Raw genomic sequence first — 17,854 nt, forward strand, 5'->3', positions numbered from 1 at the left:
TGAGTCACTGCGGCGCGCTGGCGCCGCCGCCCCCACCGCCGGCGCTGTCGTCGCGGAACAGGTCGAGAATGCCCTTGCGCTCCTCGGCCGCCGGCTTGCTGGCCACGTCGTCCATGCCCAGCGAGCGCACGCCGCCGCCGCCGGCGTTCTCGGCATAGACCCAGTCGTTGCCGGACTGCACGACGCCGTCGGGCGCGGTGTACTCGACCACCGGCACGTTGCGCAGCGCGTAGCCCATGTAGTCGATCCACACCGGCAGCGCCAGGCCGCCGCCGGTCTCGCGCTCGCCCAGCGAGCGCGGCGTGTCGTAGCCGATCCACACCACCGCGACCAGCGCCGGGTTGAAGCCGGTGAACCAGGCGTCCTGCGCGTCGTTGGTCGTGCCGGTCTTGCCGTAGAGGTCCGGGCGCTTGAGCGTGGCCTGGGCCTTCGCGGCCGTGCCCGAGCGGGTGATCTCCTGCAGCAGCGTGTTCATCAGGAAGGCATTGCGCTCCGGGATCACGCGCATGCGCTCGTCCGGCGCGGTGCGCGGCGGCGTCTGCGCGATCACCTGGCCGCGCGAGTCGGTGATGCGGGTGATCAGCACCGGATTGACGCGCACGCCGCTGTTGGCGAAGACCGCGTAGGCGTCGGCCATCGACATCGGCGTGACCGAGCCGGCGCCCAGCGCCATCGTCAGGTAGGCCGGGTGCTTTTCGGCCTCGAAGCCGAAGCGCGTCACCCACTGCTGCGCGTAGGACGGGCCGATCGCCTTCAGGATGCGGATCGACACCATGTTCTTCGACTTGGCCAGCGCGCGGCGGATCGACATCGGGCCGTCGAACTGGCCGTCGTAGTTCTTCGGCTCCCAGGGCTGGCTGCCGGTGGTGCCGGCGTCGAAGAACAGCGGCGCGTCGTTGACGACGGTCGTCGGCGAGAAGCCCTTCTCGAGCGCGGCCGAGTAGACGAAGGGCTTGAAGCTCGAGCCCGGCTGGCGCCAGGCCTGGGTGACGTGGTTGAACTTGCTGCGCGCGTAGTCGAAGCCGCCGACCATCGCGCGGATCTGGCCGCTGCGCGGATCCATCGACACGAAGGCGCCCTCGACCTCGGGCTGGTTGACGATCAGCCACTCGCCGCGCGCGCCGCTCTTCATGACCCGGATCACCGCGCCGCGGCGGATGCGCTGCTGCGGCGGGGTCTGGTCGAGCAGCGCGCGGGCGGCCAGGCGCAGGCCGTCGCCGCCGACCGAGATGGTCTCGCCGTTCTGCAGCATCGCGCCGACCTTGCGCGCCGACACCGAGGTCACCACCGCGGCGCGCAGGTCGTCGTAGTCCGGATGGTCCTCGAGCGCCTCGGCGATGCGCGTGTCGAGGCCGGTGTCGGTGGCGGGCAGCTCGACGAAGGCGCTCGGGCCGCGGTAGGCCTTGCGCTGCTCGTAGTTCATCAGGCCGCGGCGCAGCGCGCGGTAGGCCTGCATCTGCTCGCTGGCGTTGATCGACAGCTCGACCGTCAGGCCGCGGGTGTAGGCCGCGTCGCCGTACTGCGCGAAGATCAGCTGGCGTGCGGCCTCGACCGCGTACTCGGCGTGGACCTCGCTGCTGCGCGGGCTCGGGTAGCTCAGCTCCTGGGCCAGCGCCTCGTCGCGCTGGGCCTCGGTGATGAAGCCGTTCTCGACCATTCGTTCCAGGATGTAACGCTGGCGGATGGTCGCGCGCTTGCGGTTGCGGATCGGGTTGTAGGCCGACGGCGCCTTGGGCAGACCGGCGAGCATCGCCGCCTCGGCCACCGTGATGTCCTTGATCGGCTTGCCGAAGTAGATCTCGCTGGCGGCCGCGAAGCCGTAGGCGCGCTGCCCCAGATAGATCTGGTTCATGTAGACCTCGAGGATCTTGCGCTTGCTCAGCTGGCTCTCGATCTTCAGCGACAGCAGGATCTCGTAGATCTTGCGGGTGAAGGTCTTCTCGGTGGGCAGGTAGAAGTTGCGCGCCACCTGCATCGTGATCGTCGAGGCGCCCTGGCTGCGCGAGTCGCGGAAGTTCTCGACCGCCGCGCGCATGATGCCCTTGAAGTCGATGCCGCCGTGCTCGTAGAAGCGCGAGTCCTCGATCGCGAGCACGGCCTCCTGCATCACCTTCGGGATCTGGTCGATCGGCAGGTAGCTGCGCCGCTCGTCGCCGTACTCGCCGAGCACGACGCCGTCCGACGAGATCACGCGCATCGGCAGCTTGGGCCGGTAGTCGACGAGAGAGTTGATCTCCGGCAGGTTCGGATAGGCCATCGCCAGCGCGATGCCCAGGAGGACCAGCATGGACAGCGCTGCTGCCAGCGGCAGGCCGACGATCCAGCCCAGGGTTCGCAGCACCTTCCGGGTGCCTGCCGATCCCCGGTCAGGACGCGGAGTGTTCGAGGGGGTGCCTTGTTCGCTCATGGACTCCCGCGCGGTCCGGACAGGGAAGGAAGGAGAAGGCCCGCGCGTGCGGCGGATTATAGGAACTGCTCACGTACCGGGAGATACGTTTGTAACGGCCGCGGCTCGGGCTCTTGTCCGTGCTCCGCTATCGTGCTTGAGTGGCATGCTCTGCCCTGCGCATCCCGGTGTCGGGTTTGCAACGTTCCCGGATCGGCAAAGCCGGGATATCCTTTGTCCCTCAATGCCTTTGTTGATAGCATTGAAGTGATTTGTTAACAGTCCGGCATGTCTTCGGGCATGTTTTTGGGGAATTGCGTGGGCTTTCTTGACCTCCTTCTGGGCCGTCGGCATGCGTCCCTGATCGGTCTGGACCTGAATTCGTCGGGGGCCAAGCTGGTCGAACTCGGCCAGACCTCGTCGGGCGAGTACGTCGTGGAGCGCTTTGCCAGCGAAGGCTTCGAGAAGGGCTGGGTCAACGACGGCGTCATCGAGAAGTTCGACGAGGTGTCGGAGGCGGTCCAGCGCCTGGTGCAGCGCAGCGGCACCCGCACGAAGCAGGTCGCGATGGCGATGCCGCAGTCGGCCGTCATCACGAAGAAGATCATCCTGCCCGGCGGCCTGAGCGAGGAAGAGCTCGAGCTCCAGGTCGAGGCCGAGGCGCACCAGTACATTCCGTTCTCGCTCGACGAGGTGAGCCTGGACTTCTGCGTCATCGGGCCGAGCCCGGACCAGGTCGGCGACGTCGAGGTGCTGATCGCGGCCTCGCGCAAGGACCGGGTGCAGGATCGCCAGGGCCTGGCCGAGGCGGCCGGGCTGAAGCTGGTGGTGCTCGACATCGAGTCCAACGCCTCGCGGCTGGCGATGAGCCGCGTCGTCGAGGGCCTGCCCAACCAGGGCCGCGACGCGCTGGTGGCGCTGTTCGAGATCGGGGCCGACTCGACCAGCCTGAAGGTGCTGCGCGACGACGACATCCTGTACGACCGCGACCAGGCCTTCGGCAGCGCTCAGCTGACGCAGCTGATCGTGCGCCAGTACGGCCTGACCTTCGACGAGGCCGAGCAGCGCCGCGCCAACGGCGATCTGCCCGAGGACTACGAGTCGACGCTGCTGGCGCCCTTCATCGACAGCCTGGCTCAGGAGATCGGCCGGGCGCTGCAGTATTTCTTCACCAGCACGCCGCACCACAAGGTCCACTACGTGATGCTGTCGGGCAACTCGGCGACGCTGCCCGGACTGAAGGAGCGGGTGACCGAGTTCACCGGCTTCGCCACCCAGATCGTCAGTCCGTTCAACGGCATGCGCATCGGCTCCGCGGTGCGCGAGAGCAAGCTGCGCCGCGAGGCGCCGTCCTATCTGATCGCCTGCGGTCTGGCGATGCGGAGATTCCTCCAATGATCCTGATCAACCTCCTCCCGCACCGGGAAGAGAAGCGCAGGCGTCGCCAGCAGGCGTTCTACGCCGGCATCGGCTTGGCCGTGCTGGCCGGCGTGCTGATCGCGGCCGCCTGGTCGCTGGTGCTCGGCGAGGTCACTCGCGAGCAGACCTCGCGCAACGAGTTCCTGCAGTCCGAGATCGGGCGCCTCGAGGCGCAGATCAAGGACATCGCCTCGCTGAAGACCGAGATCGAGGCCCTGAAGGCGCGCCAGAAGGTCGTCGAGGACTTCCAGATCGACCGCAACATGCCGGTGCACCTGCTCAACGAGCTGGCCGCGCAGACGCCCGAGGGCGTCTACCTGAGCCGCGTGCAGCAGGACGGCCAGGCGATCAACATCACCGGCGTGGCGCAGACCAACGAGCGCGTCTCGGAGTTCCTGCGCAACACCGCGCGCAGCTCAAAGTGGCTGAGCCGGCCGGAGCTGGTCGAGATCAAGGCCGCGCCGGTGGCGCCCAACGCGCGCGACCCGAAGCGGCTGTTCGACTTCTCGGTGAAGCTGACGCTGCGCCGTCCTCAGGACCTGGAGCAGGCCGACCGGCCGGCCGGGGCCGCCTCCGGCGCGGCGCCGGCCGCGTCGGCGCCGGCAGGCCACGGCTGAAAGCGGCAATCCGATCATGGCCATCCGTCCCTCCATGAACATCGAACTCGACACGCTGGCCGAGCAGGTCGCCTCGCAGTTCCGCAATCTCGATCCGAACAAGCCGGGCCAGTGGCCGCTGCTGCCCAAGCTGGCCGCCTGGCTCGCGGTGACGGCCGTCACCGTCGGCCTGGGCTGGTTCGCGCTGATCTCCGACGCCTCCGACGAGCTCGAGAGCGCGCGCAACCGCGAGGCCACGCTGAAGAACGAGTACCAGGCCAAGCTCGCGCAGGCGATCAACCTCGACGAGCTGCGCAAGCAGAAGCTGCAGGTGCAGGAATACGTGACCCAGCTCGAGCGCCAGCTCCCCGGCAAGGCCGAGATGGACGCGCTGCTGTCGGACATCAACCAGGCCGGCCTCGGCCGCGGGCTGCAGTTCGAGCTCTTCCGTCCGGGCCAGGAGATCGTGCGCGACTACTACGCCGAGCTGCCGATCTCGCTGCGCGTGACCGGCCGCTATCACGACATCGGCTCCTTCGCCGCCGACGTCGCCAACCTGTCGCGCATCGTCACGCTGCACAACCTCGTCATCTCGGTGCCGACGCCCGGCAGCGGCCAGGCGGCGCAGGCCGCGCCCGGCGCGCCGCTGGCGATGGAGGCGGTCGCGCGCACCTACCGCTATCTCGATCCGGCCGAGGTCACCGAGCGGCGCAAGGCGCAGCAGGCCGCCGCGCGCGACGGCAAGGGCCCGAAGCCCGCAGGAGGCACGCCATGAGCACGCGCACCGCCGATTCCCGGACCGGGCTGCGACTGCTGGCCGGGGCCGCGGCCCTGGGGCTGCTGGCGCTGGCCGGCTGCTCCGATCCGCACGAGGAACTGCGCGCCTGGATGGAGGAGCAGCGCCGCACCGCGCGCCCGCATGTCTCGCCGCTGGTGCCGCCGCGCCGCTTCGATCCGGAGCCCTACCGCGCCGTCACGCAGGTCGAGCCCTTCAGCGTGCAGAAGCTGCAGGGCCTGCTCAAGCAGGAGAGCCGCCAGCCCAACTCGCTGCTCGCCGCCGAGATGAACCGCCGCCGCGAGCCGCTCGAGGCCTATCCGCTCGACGCGCTGGCGATGGTCGGCAGCGTCACCCGCGGCGGCCAGCCCTACGCGCTGCTGAAGGCCGACAGCCTGATCTACCAAGTCAAGGTGGGTGACCACATGGGCCAGAACTACGGCCGCATCACCCGCATCACGGAAACCGAGATTGCCCTGCGCGAACTCGTGCCTGACACCCTCGGAGAAATCGTCGAGCGCACCAGCACGCTGACCCTCCAGGAGCGGGCCCAGGAGAAGCGATGAAGACCACCGAGGAAAACGCCCGACCGATGATCTCCCGCTGGAGCATGCGCCTGGCCGCACTGGCTGCGCTGGCTGCCGCGCCGGCCATCGGTTTCGCGCAGAACGCGATCCAGTCGCTGACCAACGGCCTGAAGGACGGCAGCGAGGTGATCCGGCTGGAGTTCAGCGAGCCGCTGACGGCGCCGCCGGCCGGCTTCGTGCTGCAGTCGCCGGCCCGGGTCGCGCTCGACCTGCCCGGCGTCGTCAACGCCACCGGTCGCGGCACGCAGGAGGTCAACCAGGGCAACCTGCGCTCGATCGCGCTGGCCCAGGGCAGCGACCGCACCCGGCTGGTGCTGAACCTGAAGCAGGCCACCCGCTACCGCGCCGAGATCGACGGCAAGGCGCTGGTCGTGACGCTGGACCCGGTCACCGTGCCGACCGCCACGCCGGCGGCCGCGCCGGGCGGCGTGCGTGCGTCGGCCGAGCCGCTGCACTTCGCCGACAGCCACAACGCCTCGGCCGAGGCGCTGCGCGACATCGACTTCCGCCGCGGCCGCGACGGGGCCGGCCGGGTCGTCGTCGACCTGGCGAGCAACCAGGTCGGCGTCGACATCCGCCAGCAGGGCCAGAACCTGATCGTCGAGTTCCTGCGCTCGACCGCCCCGCAGGGGCTGCGCCGCCGCCTCGACGTGACCGACTTCGGCACGCCGGTGCAGTCGGTCTCGACGACGCAGGTCGGCGACCGGGTGCGCATGACCATCGAGCCGCGCGGCAACTGGGAGCACAGCGCCTACCAGACCGACAGCCAGTTCGTGCTCGAGGTCCGGCCGGTCAAGGTCGACCCGCAGAAGCTCACCGCCGGCCCCGGCTTCAGCGGCGACAAGCTGTCGCTGAACTTCCAGAGCATCGAGGTGCGGGCGCTGCTGCAGGTCATCGCCGACTTCACCAACTTCAACATCGTCACCAGCGACACCGTGACCGGCAACGTCACGCTGCGGCTGAAGGACGTGCCCTGGGACCAGGCGCTCGACATCATCCTGCAGGCCAAGGGCCTGGGCGTGAAGAAGCAGGGCAACGTGCTGTGGGTCGCGCCGAAGGACGAGCTCGCCGCGAAGGAGAAGTCCGAGCTCGAGGCCAAGGCCCAGGTGGCCGAGCTCGAGCCGCTGCGCACGCAGTCCTTCCAGCTCAACTACACCAAGGCCGAGGAGATCGCCAAGAGCCTGTCGGGCCAGCAGTCGACGGCCTCTGCCGGGGCCAGCGGCTCGGCGACCCGGCTGCTGTCCAAGCGCGGCTCGGTGATCTCGGAGTCGCGCACCAACCAGCTCTTCGTCACCGACATCCCGGCCAAGCTCGAGGAGATCGGCCAGATGATCGCCAAGATCGACATCCCGGTGCGCCAGGTGATGATCGAGGCGCGCATCGTCGAGGCCGAGGACACCTTCGGCCGATCGCTGGGCGTCAAGCTCGGCAGCAGCGACCGGCGGGGCGTCAACGGCGGCGTGCCGGGCTGGAACGTCGGCCTGGGCAACCTCGCGGTCGGCGGCAACTACGGCGGCATCGGCTACACCACCGGCCAGTCCTCGACCAACGACTACAGCAACACCCAGTTCGTCAACCTGCCCGCCAGCACGACCAGCCTGGGCGGTGCCAGCGCGGCCACCTTCGCGCTGTCGCTGTTCGGCGCGGCGTCGAACCGCTTCCTGAACCTGGAGCTGTCGGCGCTGGAGGCCGAAGGCCGCGGCAAGCTGGTGTCGAGCCCGCGTGTCATCACCGCCGACCAGGTCAAGGCGCTGATCGAGCAGGGCACCGAGCTGCCCTACCAGTCGGCGACGTCCAGCGGCGCCACCGCGATCCAGTTCCGCAAGGCCAACCTGAAGCTCGAGGTCGTGCCACAGATCACGCCCGAGGGCAACATCATCCTCGACGTCGACGTCAACAAGGACAGCGTCGGCCAGTCGACCTCGGCCGGCTACGCGATCAACACCAAGCATGTGAAGACGCAGGTGCTGGTCGAGAACGGCGGCACCGTGGTGATCGGCGGCATCTTCCAGATCGACGAGACCGAGTCGGTCAACAAGGTGCCGCTGCTCGGCGACATTCCCTACCTGGGCGCGCTGTTCCGCAACAAGACCCGCGCGACCAGCAAGACCGAGCTGCTGGTCTTCCTGACGCCGAAGGTCATCACCGATCGCAGCGCCGCGGCGCGTTGATGGTTCACGGCAGGACCGTCCGGGTGGCACGGTCCGGTCTGTCCGGGCGCTCCCGGAGCATGCAGAATCGACAAGAACGCGCACGCCCCGCCTCGGGCCGGGCGTCGCGCAGGAGCCGCAAGGCAGAGCAGGGGAATCCATGACCACCACCATGTTTCGCGTCAGCGCGCTCGCGCTGGCGGCCGCTTCCATCCTGGCCGGCTGCGGCGGAGGCGGCAGCGACGCCGGCTGCAGCAACTTCGCCAGCAGCTGCTCCAGCACGGACAGCCCCACCGGCAGCGGCCCCACGACCACCACGACCGCCAGCGCGAGCATCGTCGTGGCGATGTCGTCCGACAGCATCAGCGCCTCGACGCCCGGCACGGTGACCGCCCAGGCCAAGAACGCCGACGGCACCGCCGCCGCGGGCGTGCTGGTGACCTTCTCGGTGGCCAATGGCGCGGCCACCGTCGATGTCGCCCGCGTCAAGACCGACGCCAGCGGACAGGCGACGACGACGCTGCAGCCCGTCTCGGGCCAGGTCGGTGCCGATGTCGTCACCGCCAGCTTCACGCCCTCGGGCAGCAGCACCGCGCTGACCGCGCAGAAGGTCTTCACCGTCTCGGCGACCAATGTCAGCCTGACCGCGGCCGCGGCCTCGCCGGCGAGCATCTCGTCCTACGGCGCCTCCGTGGTGACGGTCACCGTCAGCGGCGCCTCGTCCGCCTCGCCGGTGACGGTCAACTTCTCGTCGACCTGCGCCACCGCCGGCAAGGCCGTGCTGTCGCCGGCCTCGATCACCGTGACCGGCTCCAGCGCCTCGACCACCTACCAGGACAAGGGCTGCGCGTCGACCGACCGCATCAGCGCCTCGCTCTCCGGCACCAGCCAGCAGAAGCAGGTCGATCTGGTGGTGGCCACGCCGATCGCGCAGTCGCTCGAGTTCGTCTCGGCCTCGCCGGACAAGATCTGCTTGGCCGGCAGCGGCTGTGCGATTTCTTCCCAGGTGTCTTTCAAGCTCAAGGATCCTTCCGGAGGCGTGATTGCCAATCGCATGGTCGCGTTCTCTCTTGATATTCCGAATGTGGCCATCTTGGGCGCCACATCCCTGCCGACGGATGCCAACGGCGTTGTTACGGTTTCCGTGGCCGCCAAGTCCACGCCGACCCCGGTTCGTGTGCGTGCCAAGGTGCTGAACGCTGATGGTTCTGATGCCGTCTTGCCGACAGGGTCGCCGCTGATGACTCTGTCGAATGTGCTGGCGATCAACGCCGGCCTGCCGACGCAGAACGCCTTCAGCTTCGCGGCCAGCGCCTACAACCCGGATGGCTGGAGCCGCGACGGCACCGAGAGCGACATCCGCGTGCAGCTCAACGACCGCTTCGCCAACCCGGTGCCCGATGGCACGGTCATCAGCTTCGTCGCCGAAGGCGCCAGCGTCATTCCGGCCAAGTGCTCGACCGTCAACGGGGTCTGCACGACCAAGTTCGTCACCAGCAACTACCGTCCGGCCGACGGTCGCGTGACCGTGCTGGCCTACGCGCAGGGCGAGGAGTCCTTCGTCGATGCCGACGGCGACCAGAAGTACACCGCCGGAGAGAACTTCGTCGACCTCGGTCCGGTGTTCGTCGACAGCAACGAGAACAGCGTGATGGACAGCGCCAGCGGCGAGTACATCGCCGGCTCCGCCGCCAACGGCAGCTGGGACGGCAACACCTATGTGCGCCTGAGCCGGCTGTTCGTGCTCTCCGATGCCAGCCGGCCGCCGCGTCTGCAGGCGGACAGCTGCTCCGGCAGCGCGATCGGCGGCAGCAGCCGGCTGGTCTTCTCGCCGACCACCTCGTCGTGCCGCATCACGCAGATGATCTGCGTGCGCGACGCCAACACCGCGGCCGATGCGCTGGGCGGCAACCGCATTCCCGTGGGCGCGACGCTGGCGGTCTCGACCAAGGCCAAGGGCGCCTCGATCAAGATCGACAACAGCCCGATCACCAGCGGCACCGCGCCGACGACGCACCTGCTGACCGCCGAGCTCGACGACTGCACCAAGGCGCTGGAGGCGCCCGGCGCGATCGACCTGACGATCAAGATGCCCAACGGCCAGAGCTACACCTACGACCTCGGCGGCATCAACTGATCCGCCGGGGGCGGCCGCGCCGGCCGCCTGCGGCTGTGCCCGAGCGAGCCGCGTTAGACTTGACGCCCGTGACGGCGCCGGAACTCCGCGTTCCGGCGCCGTTCGCGTCTTTTCCCGACCTGTCCGACTTCCTCCCCCGCCCGCGTGTCTTCCATCTCGTCCGACGGGGGCGACCCCCGCGTCCGCCCCGGCTCCTCCGTCAGCCTTGTCGCCATGCCCGGCGCCGGCAAGTCCACCGCCGGCCGGCATCTCGCGGCCGCCCTGGGCTGGCGCTTCGTCGATGCCGACGTCGAGATCGAGCAGCGCATCGGCATGTCGATCCGCGCCTACTTCGAGCGCGAGGGCGAGCAGGCCTTCCGCGACCTGGAGCAGCAGGTGATCGCCGAGCTGGTGCAGATCCGTCCGCCGATCGTGCTGGCCACCGGCGGCGGCTCGGTGCTGCGCGAGGCCAACCGCCGCGCGCTCAAGGAGAACTCGGTCGTCGTCTATCTGCGCGCCTCGCCGGAGGAGCTGTTTCGCCGGCTGCGCCACGACACCCAGCGCCCGCTGCTGCAGGTGGCCGACCCGCTGCGCAAGCTGCGCGAGCTCTACCGCGACCGCGACGCGTTCTACCGCGAGACCGCGCACTTCGTCATCGAGACCGGCCGCCCCTCGGTGCCGACGCTGGTCAACATGATCCTGATGCAGCTGGAGCTGGCCGGCGTCGTGCCCGACGACGAGCGGCCGCTGCCCGGCAGCCTGCCTTCCCGTTCCCGCCGCTGACCCGGCCGCCGACGACGCTCATCCGCCCGCCATGATGCCGACGACCTCCGCCGCTCCTTCCCCCGCCGCCCCGATCCGCGCGACCGTCCGCGTCGAGCTGGGCGATCGCAGCTACGACATCCTGATCGGCACCGGCCTGCTGGACGATCCCGCAGCCTGGACCGGCCTGCCGAAGGCGCAGACCGCGATGATCGTCACCAACACCACCGTCGGGCCGCTGTACGCCGCCCGGCTGCAGGCGGCGCTGGCGCCGCACTACGCGCGGGTGCTGACGGTCGAGCTGCCCGACGGCGAGGCCTTCAAGGACGCCGCGACGCTCGAGCGCATCTACGACGCGCTGCTGGGCGCCACCTGCGACCGCAGGACGGTGCTGTTCGCGCTGGGCGGCGGCGTGGTCGGCGACATGACCGGCTTTGCCGCGGCCTGCTACATGCGCGGCGTGCCCTTCGTGCAGGTGCCCACGACGCTGCTGTCGCAGGTCGACTCGTCGGTCGGCGGCAAGACCGCGATCAACCACCCGCTCGGCAAGAACATGATCGGCGCGTTCTACCAGCCGGTGCGCGTGATCTGCGACCTCGACACGCTCGACACGCTGCCCGAGCGCGAGCTGTCGGCGGGACTGGCCGAGGTCATCAAGTACGGCCCGATCGCCGACGCCGACTTCCTCGCCTGGATCGAGGCGAACGTCGAGCGGCTGCGCGCGCGCGACAAGGCGGCGCTGGCGCAGGCGGTCAAGCGCTCCTGCGAGATCAAGGCGCAGGTGGTGGGCTGCGACGAGCGCGAGAGCGGCCTGCGCGCCATCCTGAACTTCGGCCACACCTTCGGCCACGCGATCGAGGCGGGCCTGGGCTACGGCGAGTGGCTGCACGGCGAGGCGGTCGGCTGCGGCATGGTCATGGCCGCCGACCTGTCGGCGCGGCTCGGCCTGATGCCGGCCGAGTTCGTCGCGCGGGTGCGGGTGCTGTGCGAGCGTGCCGGCCTGCCGGTGGTCGGCCCGGCCCTGGGGGCGGAGCGCTACCTGCAGCTGATGCAGATCGACAAGAAGTCCGAGGGCGGCGAGATCCGCTTCGTCGTCATCGACCGCCTCGGAAGTGCCCGGATGCAGGGCGCTCCTGAAGCGATGGTGCGCGAGGTGCTCGCGGCACACTGCAGCGCCGGCTGACGGTCTGCCCGGGCCGGTTGGCCGGGTGCCGTTTCGCACGACCATTCCATCCGAGGAGTCCCGCCGATGCCGAGCACGCCTGTCGACGCCTGGGCCCAGCGCAGCCACCGGCTGGCCGCCTGGCTGTCGCGCATCGCCCTGGGCGACCGCCAGGCCTTCGCGGCGCTCTACCGCGAGACCTCCGCGCATCTGTTTGGCGTCGTGCTGCGTATACAGCCTGACACAGCCCGCGCCGAGGACCTCTTGCAGGACATCTACATCAGCCTCTGGCAGTCCGCCGGAAGCTTCGACCCGCAGCGCAGCCAGCCGCTGACCTGGCTGACCAGCATCGCGCGCCATCGTGCGATCGACAGCCTGCGCCGCCGTCGCGGCGAGGTGCGCACCGTCAGCCGTCATGTCGCCGACGACGAGGGCGACGAGGAGGGCGGCGACCTGCTGGCCGATCTGCCCGACGACGCGGCCGGGCCGCAGGAGCTGCTGCACCAGGCGGCCGAGGCGCGCGAGCTCTCGCGCTGCGTGCAGGGGCTGTCGGCCGAGCAGCAGCAGTGCGTCGCGCTGGCCTATTACCAGGGGCTGTCGCACGCCGAGGTGGCCGAGCATCTCGCCCAGCCGCTGGGCACGGTCAAGAGCTGGGTGCGCCGCGCGCTGCTGGCGCTGAAGGACTGTCTGGGCCACGCGGTGGCCCGGGAGCGCTGAGATGGACTACGGACGACGCGAACGGGCCGACCGGCTGGCGGCGGCCTATGTGCTGGGCACGCTGCGCGGGCCCGCCCGCCGGCGCTTCGAGGCGCTGCTGCCGGCGCATCCGGCGCTGCGCGAGGCGGTCGAGGGCTGGCGGCTGCGGCTGGAGCCGATGTCGCAGAGCGTGGCGCCGGTCGCGCCGCCCGACCGGGTCTGGCAGCAGATCGAGCGGCGCCTGTTCGGCGAGCCGGCACCGGCGCCCGACGAGGCGCCCGCACGCTGGTGGCAGCAGCTGCTGCCGTGGCGCCTGCTCAGCGGCCTGGCGAGCGCGGCAGCGCTGGGCATGGCGGTGCTGATGCTGCAGCCGCCGCCCGCCGATTCGGACGGTGCGCCGATCGTGGTGCTGCTGGGGGCCAGCCCGAAGTCGGGCGGCGGATCGGGTGGCGGAGTGATGCACGCCAGCTTCGTCGCCAGCGTCAGCGCCGATGGCCAGGCCCTGGTGCTGCGTCCGATCGATCTGGTGCCGCTCGAGGCCGGGCGTGCGCTGGAGCTGTGGGCGCTGCCGGCCGACGGGGCGCCGCGCTCGCTCGGCCTGGTCGATGCGCACGGACAGACCGTGCTGCGCCGTGCCCGGCTGCTGGACGATACCCGCGCCTTCGCGATCAGCGTCGAGCCCGCCGGCGGATCGCCCACCGGCCAGCCGACCGGGCCGGTCGTCTCGGTCGGCCAGATCGACATCTGAGTTCCGCCTCCGAGCCCGGCCTCCGGGCCGGATCGATCTCCCGAAAGACCCTGTTGAAAGAAGGGGCGCATCCGGTCTTCGCCGGGCTGCGTAGGGAAAGGACAGGCGCCGCACCGCGGCGACCGTCCCTCCCGACCCTCCCGCATCCGGCCCTGAAGGAGAACGATCTTGTCGACGACCCTGCAACGCATCGGCGGCCCGCTGGCCGCGATCCCGCTGGCCCTGACGCTGCTCGCCCCTGGCGCCCAGGCCTCCAGCCACCGCGAGGCGCCCTTCATCACCACCGCCCCGAAGGTCGATGCCAGCGACTTCTACATGTTCCGCAGCTATGAGGCCGGCCGCTCCGACTTCGTCACGCTGATCGCCAACTACCTGCCGCTGCAGGACGCCTACGGCGGCCCGAACTACTTCGCGCTCGATCCGAACGCGCTCTACGAGATCCACATCGACAACAACGGGGACGCGAAGGAGGACCTGAGCTTCCAGTTCCGCTTCCGCAACACCCTGTCCAACGGCGGCGCCGGCACCAGCCTGAAGATCGGCGACCGCTCGGTCGGCATTCCGCTGGTCCAGTCCGGCCAGGTCTCGCAGGTGGGCGACCCGAACCTGCAGCTGGCCGAGACCTATACCGTGCAGGTGGTGCGCGGCGACCGCCGCACCGGCACCCGCCAGGCGCTGACCCAGGTCGGCACCGGCAGCGAGACCTTTGCCAAGCCGGTCGACAACATCGGCGTCAAGACGATTCCCGACTACGCCGGCTACGCCGCCAGGCATGTGCATGCGGTCGCGATTCCGGGCTGCGCGACGCCAGGGCGGATGTTTGTCGGCCAGCGCCAGGATCCGTTCGCGGTCAATCTCGGTCCGGTCTTCGACCTGGTCAACGCGCCGGTCTCGGTCATCACCGATCCGGCGCTGACCGGCGCGGTGCCCAACCCGCTCGGCGCGAAGAACGTCACCGCGATCGCGCTGGAGATCCACCGCAGCTGCCTGACCCATGGCGACGACGTGATCGGCGGCTGGACCAGCGCCAGCCTGCGCCAGGCCCGGCTGATCGACGGCAGGCCCGGCAGCGGCCACCAGGCCAGCGAGCGCGCCGGCGGCGCCTGGACGCAGGTGTCGCGCCTGGGCATGCCCCTGGTCAACGAGGTGGTCATCGGGCTGAAGGACAAGGACCGCTTCAACGCCTCCAAGCCCTCGGGCGATGCGCAGTTCGCCGACTACGTGACCCATCCGACGCTGCCGGCGCTGCTGGAGATCGCGCTGAACCTGCCGAAGACCGCGCCGACCAACCTGCCGCGCACCGATCTGGTCACCACCTTCCTGACCGGCATCAAGGGCGTGAACCAGCCGAAGAACGTCGTCGCCTCGGAAATGCTGCGGCTGAACACCGGCATCGCGCCGGTGGCCTATGCCGAGCAGAACCGGCTCGGCATCGTCGGCAACCTGCTGGCCGGCGGCAACGACAACGCCGGCTTTCCGAATGGCCGCCGGCCCAAGGACGATGTGGTCGACATCTCGCTGGTGGCGGTGATGGGCGGGCTGTGCCTGGCCAATGGCGACACCGACAAGCTCGGCTTCGGCTCGGCCTGCCGTCCGTCCGCGGTGCCGCTGGGCGCGACGGCGCTGAAGCTGCATGACGCGGTCGACCAGGCCGCGGTGCCGCTGCTGGCCGGCTTTCCCTACCTGAACACGCCGGTGCCCGGCAGCAAGTGAGCCGCGAGGCGAACGCGCATTCCACCATCCTCATCCGGAGCATCACCATGACCTCTTGCCTGTCCTGGCGCCACCGTGGCGGCCGCCTTCTGGGCGCGGCCGGCCTGGCCCTGCTGCTGGCGGCCTGCGGCGGCAGCGGCGACACCGCGGCCCATGCCGGCGCGACCGTCATCACCGAGGTGCCGGCCAGCGCCACCGTCTCGGCCGAGGCCTACAGCGGCTTCGCCTCGACGCTGGCGGCCCAGTCCGACGACACCGCCGAGCCGATCGATCTGGCGATGGTCGTGCCGCCGACCTCCGAGACCGCCGAGCCGGTCGAGCTGCGCTGAGCGGCGCGGGGAGCTTGGCCGATGCCCATCGCCTCGACATCGCTGCCCGCCCGGCCGGGCCGTGGCCTCGTGCTGGCGGGACTGCTGGTCCTGGCCGGTCCGCTGCAGGCGGCGCCGTTCACGCCTGCCTCCGACGAGGAGGTGGTCGAGCGGCTGCCGGCCCGGCCCGGCCTGGCCGAGCGCCGCGCCCGCGCCGAGCTGCAGCGCGATCCCTCGCGTCTGCCGCTGGCGCTGGCGGTGGCGCGCGAGGCGATCGACCGCGCCCGCCGCGAGGGCGATCCGCGCGAGTACGGCGCCGCGCAGGCCGCGCTGGCGCCGTGGTGGGCGCAGCGCGACGCACCGGCGCCGGTGCGGCTGCTGCGTGCCACGATCCTGCAGGCACGGCATGAGTTCGCGCCTGCGCTGCTCGACCTGCAGGCGCTGGCGGGCGACGCGTCGGTGCCGCTGGCGCTGCGGGCCCAGGCCGGGCTGACGCAGGTCGCGGTGCTGCAGGTGCAGGGTCGTCTGGCCGAGGCGGCGCGCGCCTGCCGCGCCCTGCAGGCGCCCGAGCTGGCGGCCGCCGGTGCGGGGCTGGCCCGGGCGGCCGAGGTCTGCGAGGCCGAGATCGACAGCCTGGCCGGCGGGGATCCGCGCCAGGCGGCACGGCGTCTGGAGGCGCTGGCGCGCCAGGCGCCGCAGGACCGCTGGCTGGCGCTGGTGCGCGGCGAACTGGCGGTGCGTCTGGGCGACGAGGCCCAGGCCGAGGCGCTGCTGCGGCAGGCGGCCGCTCCGGCGCAGGACCCGTATGCGATCGCCGCGCTGGCCGACTGGCTGCTCGACCGCGGTCGCGCGGGCGAGGCGCTGGCGCTGGTCTCGACCGGACCGGCCGAGGCCGACGCGCTGCGGCTGCGCCGGCTGGTCGCGATGGCCCGGCTGAAGGATGCGCGGGTCGGCGACGAGCTGGCCCGCATGCGCGAGCAGCTGCAGACGGCGCGCCGGCGGGGCGAGCCCCACGCCCGCGAGGAAGCGCGGCTGGCGCTGGACGTGGAGGCCGATGCGCCGCGGGCCTGGGCGCTGGCGCGCGACAACTGGGCCTCGCAGCGCGAACCGGCCGACGCGGTGCTGCTGTGGCGCAGCGCACGGGCGGCGGGCCGGTCCGACGAGGCCATGCGGCTGCTGCGGGCCTGGACGGCCGACCCTGCCCGGGTCGATCGGCGCCTGCGCGAGCCGACCGCAGCCCCGGCCCGGGAGGTCTCATGAACCGAAGCCTTCACCGCAGGCCGTGCGGCCTGATGGCGGCGCTGCTGTTCCTGCTGTGCACGCTGGCCTGCCCGGTGGCCTGGGCGCACCAGGCCAGCGATGCCTATCTGGACTGGCGCATCGACGGTGCGCGCATCGAGCAGCGCATCGACCTGTCGCTGCGCGATCTCGACCGCGAGCTGGGGCTGGATGCCGATGACGACGGCGTGCTGCGCTGGGCCGAGATTCGCCGGCGCGAGGCCGAGATCGTCAGCCTGGCCGAGGCCGGCGTGACGGTGCAGGCCGACGGGGTCGACTGTCCGGTGCGCGAGCGCCTCGCGCTCCAGATCGAGCGTCATGCCGATGGTCCGGCGGCGGTGCTGCGTGCGACCCGGGTCTGCGCGGCGGCGGTGCGGTCGCTTCGGCTGGACTACCGCATGTTCGCCGCCAGCGATCCGGCGCATCGCGGGCTGCTGCGTCTGGAGGACCGGGCGCGAGGCACGGTGCATTCCGCGGTGCTGGTGCCGGGCGCGGGCACGCGCGACTGGACGCTGGGCGGCGGCGCGGGCTTCGTCGACTTCGTCGGCGAAGGGCTGCACCACATCGCCATCGGGCTGGACCACATTCTCTTTCTGGTCACGCTGCTGCTGGTGGCGGTCTGGCGGCGCGACGGGCCGGGCTGGTCGCCGCGGGAGACGGCCGCCTCGGCCTGGCGCGAGGCGCTGACGCTGGTCAGCGCCTTCACGCTGGCGCATTCGCTGACCCTGATGCTGGCCGCCACCGGCATGCTGGCGCCGCCCTCGCGCTGGGTCGAGTCGCTGATCGCCGCCAGCGTCCTGCTGGCCGCGATCGACAACCTGCGCCCGCTGCTGCCCGGGCCGCGCTGGCCGCTGGTCAGCCTGTTCGGGCTGGTGCACGGCTTCGGCTTTGCCGGGCCGCTGCAGGATCTCGGCCTGCGCGAGGGGCATCTGCTGCTGCCGCTGCTGGGCTTCAACCTCGGCGTGGAGCTCGGGCAGCTCGCGCTGGTGGCGGTGCTGCTGCCGCTGGCGATCGCGCTGCGCCATGCGCCGGGCTACCGGCGGCTGGCGGTGCAGGGCGGCTCCGGCGCGATCGCGCTGCTGGCGCTGGTCTGGACCGCCGAGCGCGGTCTGGACCTGTCGCTGCTGCCGCTGCCCTGAGCCGCGGCGTCGGGCGCCG

The 17,854-nt window shown here is 71.0% G+C and carries 15 protein-coding genes; 14 read left to right on the plus strand and 1 reads right to left on the minus strand.

The annotated features are described in order from the left end of the window. Window positions 1-4 precede the first annotated feature (4 nt). Complete coding sequence (locus HNQ01_RS13340; protein ID WP_173805936.1) at window positions 5-2,407, minus strand: penicillin-binding protein 1A; 2,403 nt, start codon at window positions 2,405-2,407, stop codon at window positions 5-7. A 279-nt stretch (window positions 2,408-2,686) separates the two neighbouring features. Between HNQ01_RS13340 and HNQ01_RS13345 the strand changes: the two genes are divergently transcribed. From HNQ01_RS13345 to HNQ01_RS13410, 14 genes are all read left to right on the plus strand, one after another. Further along, on the plus strand, window positions 2,687-3,784 hold the full coding sequence (locus HNQ01_RS13345) for a pilus assembly protein PilM (protein WP_173805937.1): 1,098 nt from the start codon (window positions 2,687-2,689) through the stop codon (window positions 3,782-3,784). After that, entirely contained in the window at window positions 3,781-4,422 is a 642-nt protein-coding gene (locus HNQ01_RS13350) for a PilN domain-containing protein (protein ID WP_173805938.1), read from the plus strand. Before HNQ01_RS13345 ends, HNQ01_RS13350 begins: the two co-directional genes overlap by 4 nt. A 34-nt stretch (window positions 4,423-4,456) precedes the next feature. Beyond that, on the plus strand, window positions 4,457-5,176 hold the full coding sequence (locus HNQ01_RS13355; protein WP_434801506.1) for a type IV pilus inner membrane component PilO: 720 nt from the start codon (window positions 4,457-4,459) through the stop codon (window positions 5,174-5,176). Continuing rightward, on the plus strand, window positions 5,173-5,742 hold the full coding sequence (locus tag HNQ01_RS13360; RefSeq protein ID WP_173805940.1) for a pilus assembly protein PilP: 570 nt from the start codon (window positions 5,173-5,175) through the stop codon (window positions 5,740-5,742). Before HNQ01_RS13355 ends, HNQ01_RS13360 begins: the two co-directional genes overlap by 4 nt. Beyond that, window positions 5,739-7,934: a type IV pilus secretin PilQ gene (locus HNQ01_RS13365; RefSeq protein ID WP_173805941.1), complete on the plus strand. Its 2,196-nt coding sequence runs from the start codon at window positions 5,739-5,741 to the stop codon at window positions 7,932-7,934. The genes HNQ01_RS13360 and HNQ01_RS13365 overlap by 4 nt, the downstream gene beginning before the upstream one ends. Before the next feature lie 139 nt (window positions 7,935-8,073). Further along, on the plus strand, window positions 8,074-10,050 hold the full coding sequence (locus tag HNQ01_RS13370; RefSeq protein ID WP_173805942.1) for an Ig-like domain-containing protein: 1,977 nt from the start codon (window positions 8,074-8,076) through the stop codon (window positions 10,048-10,050). A 213-nt stretch (window positions 10,051-10,263) separates the two neighbouring features. After that, the gene (locus HNQ01_RS13375; RefSeq protein ID WP_173805943.1) at window positions 10,264-10,812 is read left to right on the plus strand and encodes a shikimate kinase; all 549 of its coding nucleotides are present in this window, start codon (window positions 10,264-10,266) and stop codon (window positions 10,810-10,812) included. Between the two features lie 34 nt (window positions 10,813-10,846). Further along, window positions 10,847-11,974 carry a 3-dehydroquinate synthase gene (aroB, locus tag HNQ01_RS13380; RefSeq protein WP_173805944.1) on the plus strand — a complete coding sequence of 376 codons (1,128 nt, stop codon included), beginning with the start codon at window positions 10,847-10,849 and terminating at the stop codon, window positions 11,972-11,974. Between the two features lie 66 nt (window positions 11,975-12,040). Next, the gene (locus HNQ01_RS13385; protein WP_173805945.1) at window positions 12,041-12,670 is read left to right on the plus strand and encodes a sigma-70 family RNA polymerase sigma factor; all 630 of its coding nucleotides are present in this window, start codon (window positions 12,041-12,043) and stop codon (window positions 12,668-12,670) included. 1 nt (window position 12,671) lies between these two features. Continuing rightward, window positions 12,672-13,397 carry an anti-sigma factor gene (locus HNQ01_RS13390; RefSeq protein ID WP_173805946.1) on the plus strand — a complete coding sequence of 242 codons (726 nt, stop codon included), beginning with the start codon at window positions 12,672-12,674 and terminating at the stop codon, window positions 13,395-13,397. Window positions 13,398-13,562: 165 nt separating this feature from the next. Beyond that, complete coding sequence (locus HNQ01_RS13395; protein ID WP_434801507.1) at window positions 13,563-15,110, plus strand: DUF4331 domain-containing protein; 1,548 nt, start codon at window positions 13,563-13,565, stop codon at window positions 15,108-15,110. Window positions 15,111-15,157: 47 nt separating this feature from the next. Continuing rightward, window positions 15,158-15,439: a hypothetical protein gene (locus HNQ01_RS13400; RefSeq protein ID WP_173805947.1), complete on the plus strand. Its 282-nt coding sequence runs from the start codon at window positions 15,158-15,160 to the stop codon at window positions 15,437-15,439. A 21-nt stretch (window positions 15,440-15,460) separates the two neighbouring features. Next, on the plus strand, window positions 15,461-16,678 hold the full coding sequence (locus tag HNQ01_RS13405; RefSeq protein ID WP_173805948.1) for a hypothetical protein: 1,218 nt from the start codon (window positions 15,461-15,463) through the stop codon (window positions 16,676-16,678). Next, window positions 16,675-17,835 carry a HupE/UreJ family protein gene (locus HNQ01_RS13410; RefSeq protein ID WP_286180766.1) on the plus strand — a complete coding sequence of 387 codons (1,161 nt, stop codon included), beginning with the start codon at window positions 16,675-16,677 and terminating at the stop codon, window positions 17,833-17,835. The genes HNQ01_RS13405 and HNQ01_RS13410 overlap by 4 nt, the downstream gene beginning before the upstream one ends. The last annotated feature ends 19 nt before the right edge of the window (window positions 17,836-17,854 follow it).

Origin of the sequence: Sphaerotilus uruguayifluvii (assembly GCF_013294065.1) — a bacterium.
Lineage (GTDB): Bacteria > Pseudomonadota > Gammaproteobacteria > Burkholderiales > Burkholderiaceae_C > Sphaerotilus > Sphaerotilus uruguayifluvii.

What these genes read in the sequence shown, in the direction of transcription:
- HNQ01_RS13340 (WP_173805936.1), bottom strand. Translation starts at nt 2,407, where the DNA reads ATGAGCGAACAAGGCACCCCCTCGAACACTCCGCGTCCTGACCGGGGA.
- HNQ01_RS13405 (WP_173805948.1), top strand. Translation starts at nt 15,461, where the DNA reads ATGCCCATCGCCTCGACATCGCTGCCCGCCCGGCCGGGCCGTGGCCTC.
- HNQ01_RS13410 (WP_286180766.1), top strand. Translation starts at nt 16,675, where the DNA reads ATGAACCGAAGCCTTCACCGCAGGCCGTGCGGCCTGATGGCGGCGCTG.
- HNQ01_RS13350 (WP_173805938.1), top strand. Translation starts at nt 3,781, where the DNA reads ATGATCCTGATCAACCTCCTCCCGCACCGGGAAGAGAAGCGCAGGCGT.
- HNQ01_RS13345 (WP_173805937.1), top strand. Translation starts at nt 2,687, where the DNA reads ATGTTTTTGGGGAATTGCGTGGGCTTTCTTGACCTCCTTCTGGGCCGT.
- HNQ01_RS13375 (WP_173805943.1), top strand. Translation starts at nt 10,264, where the DNA reads ATGCCCGGCGCCGGCAAGTCCACCGCCGGCCGGCATCTCGCGGCCGCC.
- HNQ01_RS13400 (WP_173805947.1), top strand. Translation starts at nt 15,158, where the DNA reads ATGACCTCTTGCCTGTCCTGGCGCCACCGTGGCGGCCGCCTTCTGGGC.
- aroB (WP_173805944.1), top strand. Translation starts at nt 10,847, where the DNA reads ATGCCGACGACCTCCGCCGCTCCTTCCCCCGCCGCCCCGATCCGCGCG.
- HNQ01_RS13355 (WP_434801506.1), top strand. Translation starts at nt 4,457, where the DNA reads ATGAACATCGAACTCGACACGCTGGCCGAGCAGGTCGCCTCGCAGTTC.
- HNQ01_RS13360 (WP_173805940.1), top strand. Translation starts at nt 5,173, where the DNA reads ATGAGCACGCGCACCGCCGATTCCCGGACCGGGCTGCGACTGCTGGCC.
- HNQ01_RS13385 (WP_173805945.1), top strand. Translation starts at nt 12,041, where the DNA reads ATGCCGAGCACGCCTGTCGACGCCTGGGCCCAGCGCAGCCACCGGCTG.
- HNQ01_RS13390 (WP_173805946.1), top strand. Translation starts at nt 12,672, where the DNA reads ATGGACTACGGACGACGCGAACGGGCCGACCGGCTGGCGGCGGCCTAT.
- HNQ01_RS13370 (WP_173805942.1), top strand. Translation starts at nt 8,074, where the DNA reads ATGACCACCACCATGTTTCGCGTCAGCGCGCTCGCGCTGGCGGCCGCT.
- HNQ01_RS13365 (WP_173805941.1), top strand. Translation starts at nt 5,739, where the DNA reads ATGAAGACCACCGAGGAAAACGCCCGACCGATGATCTCCCGCTGGAGC.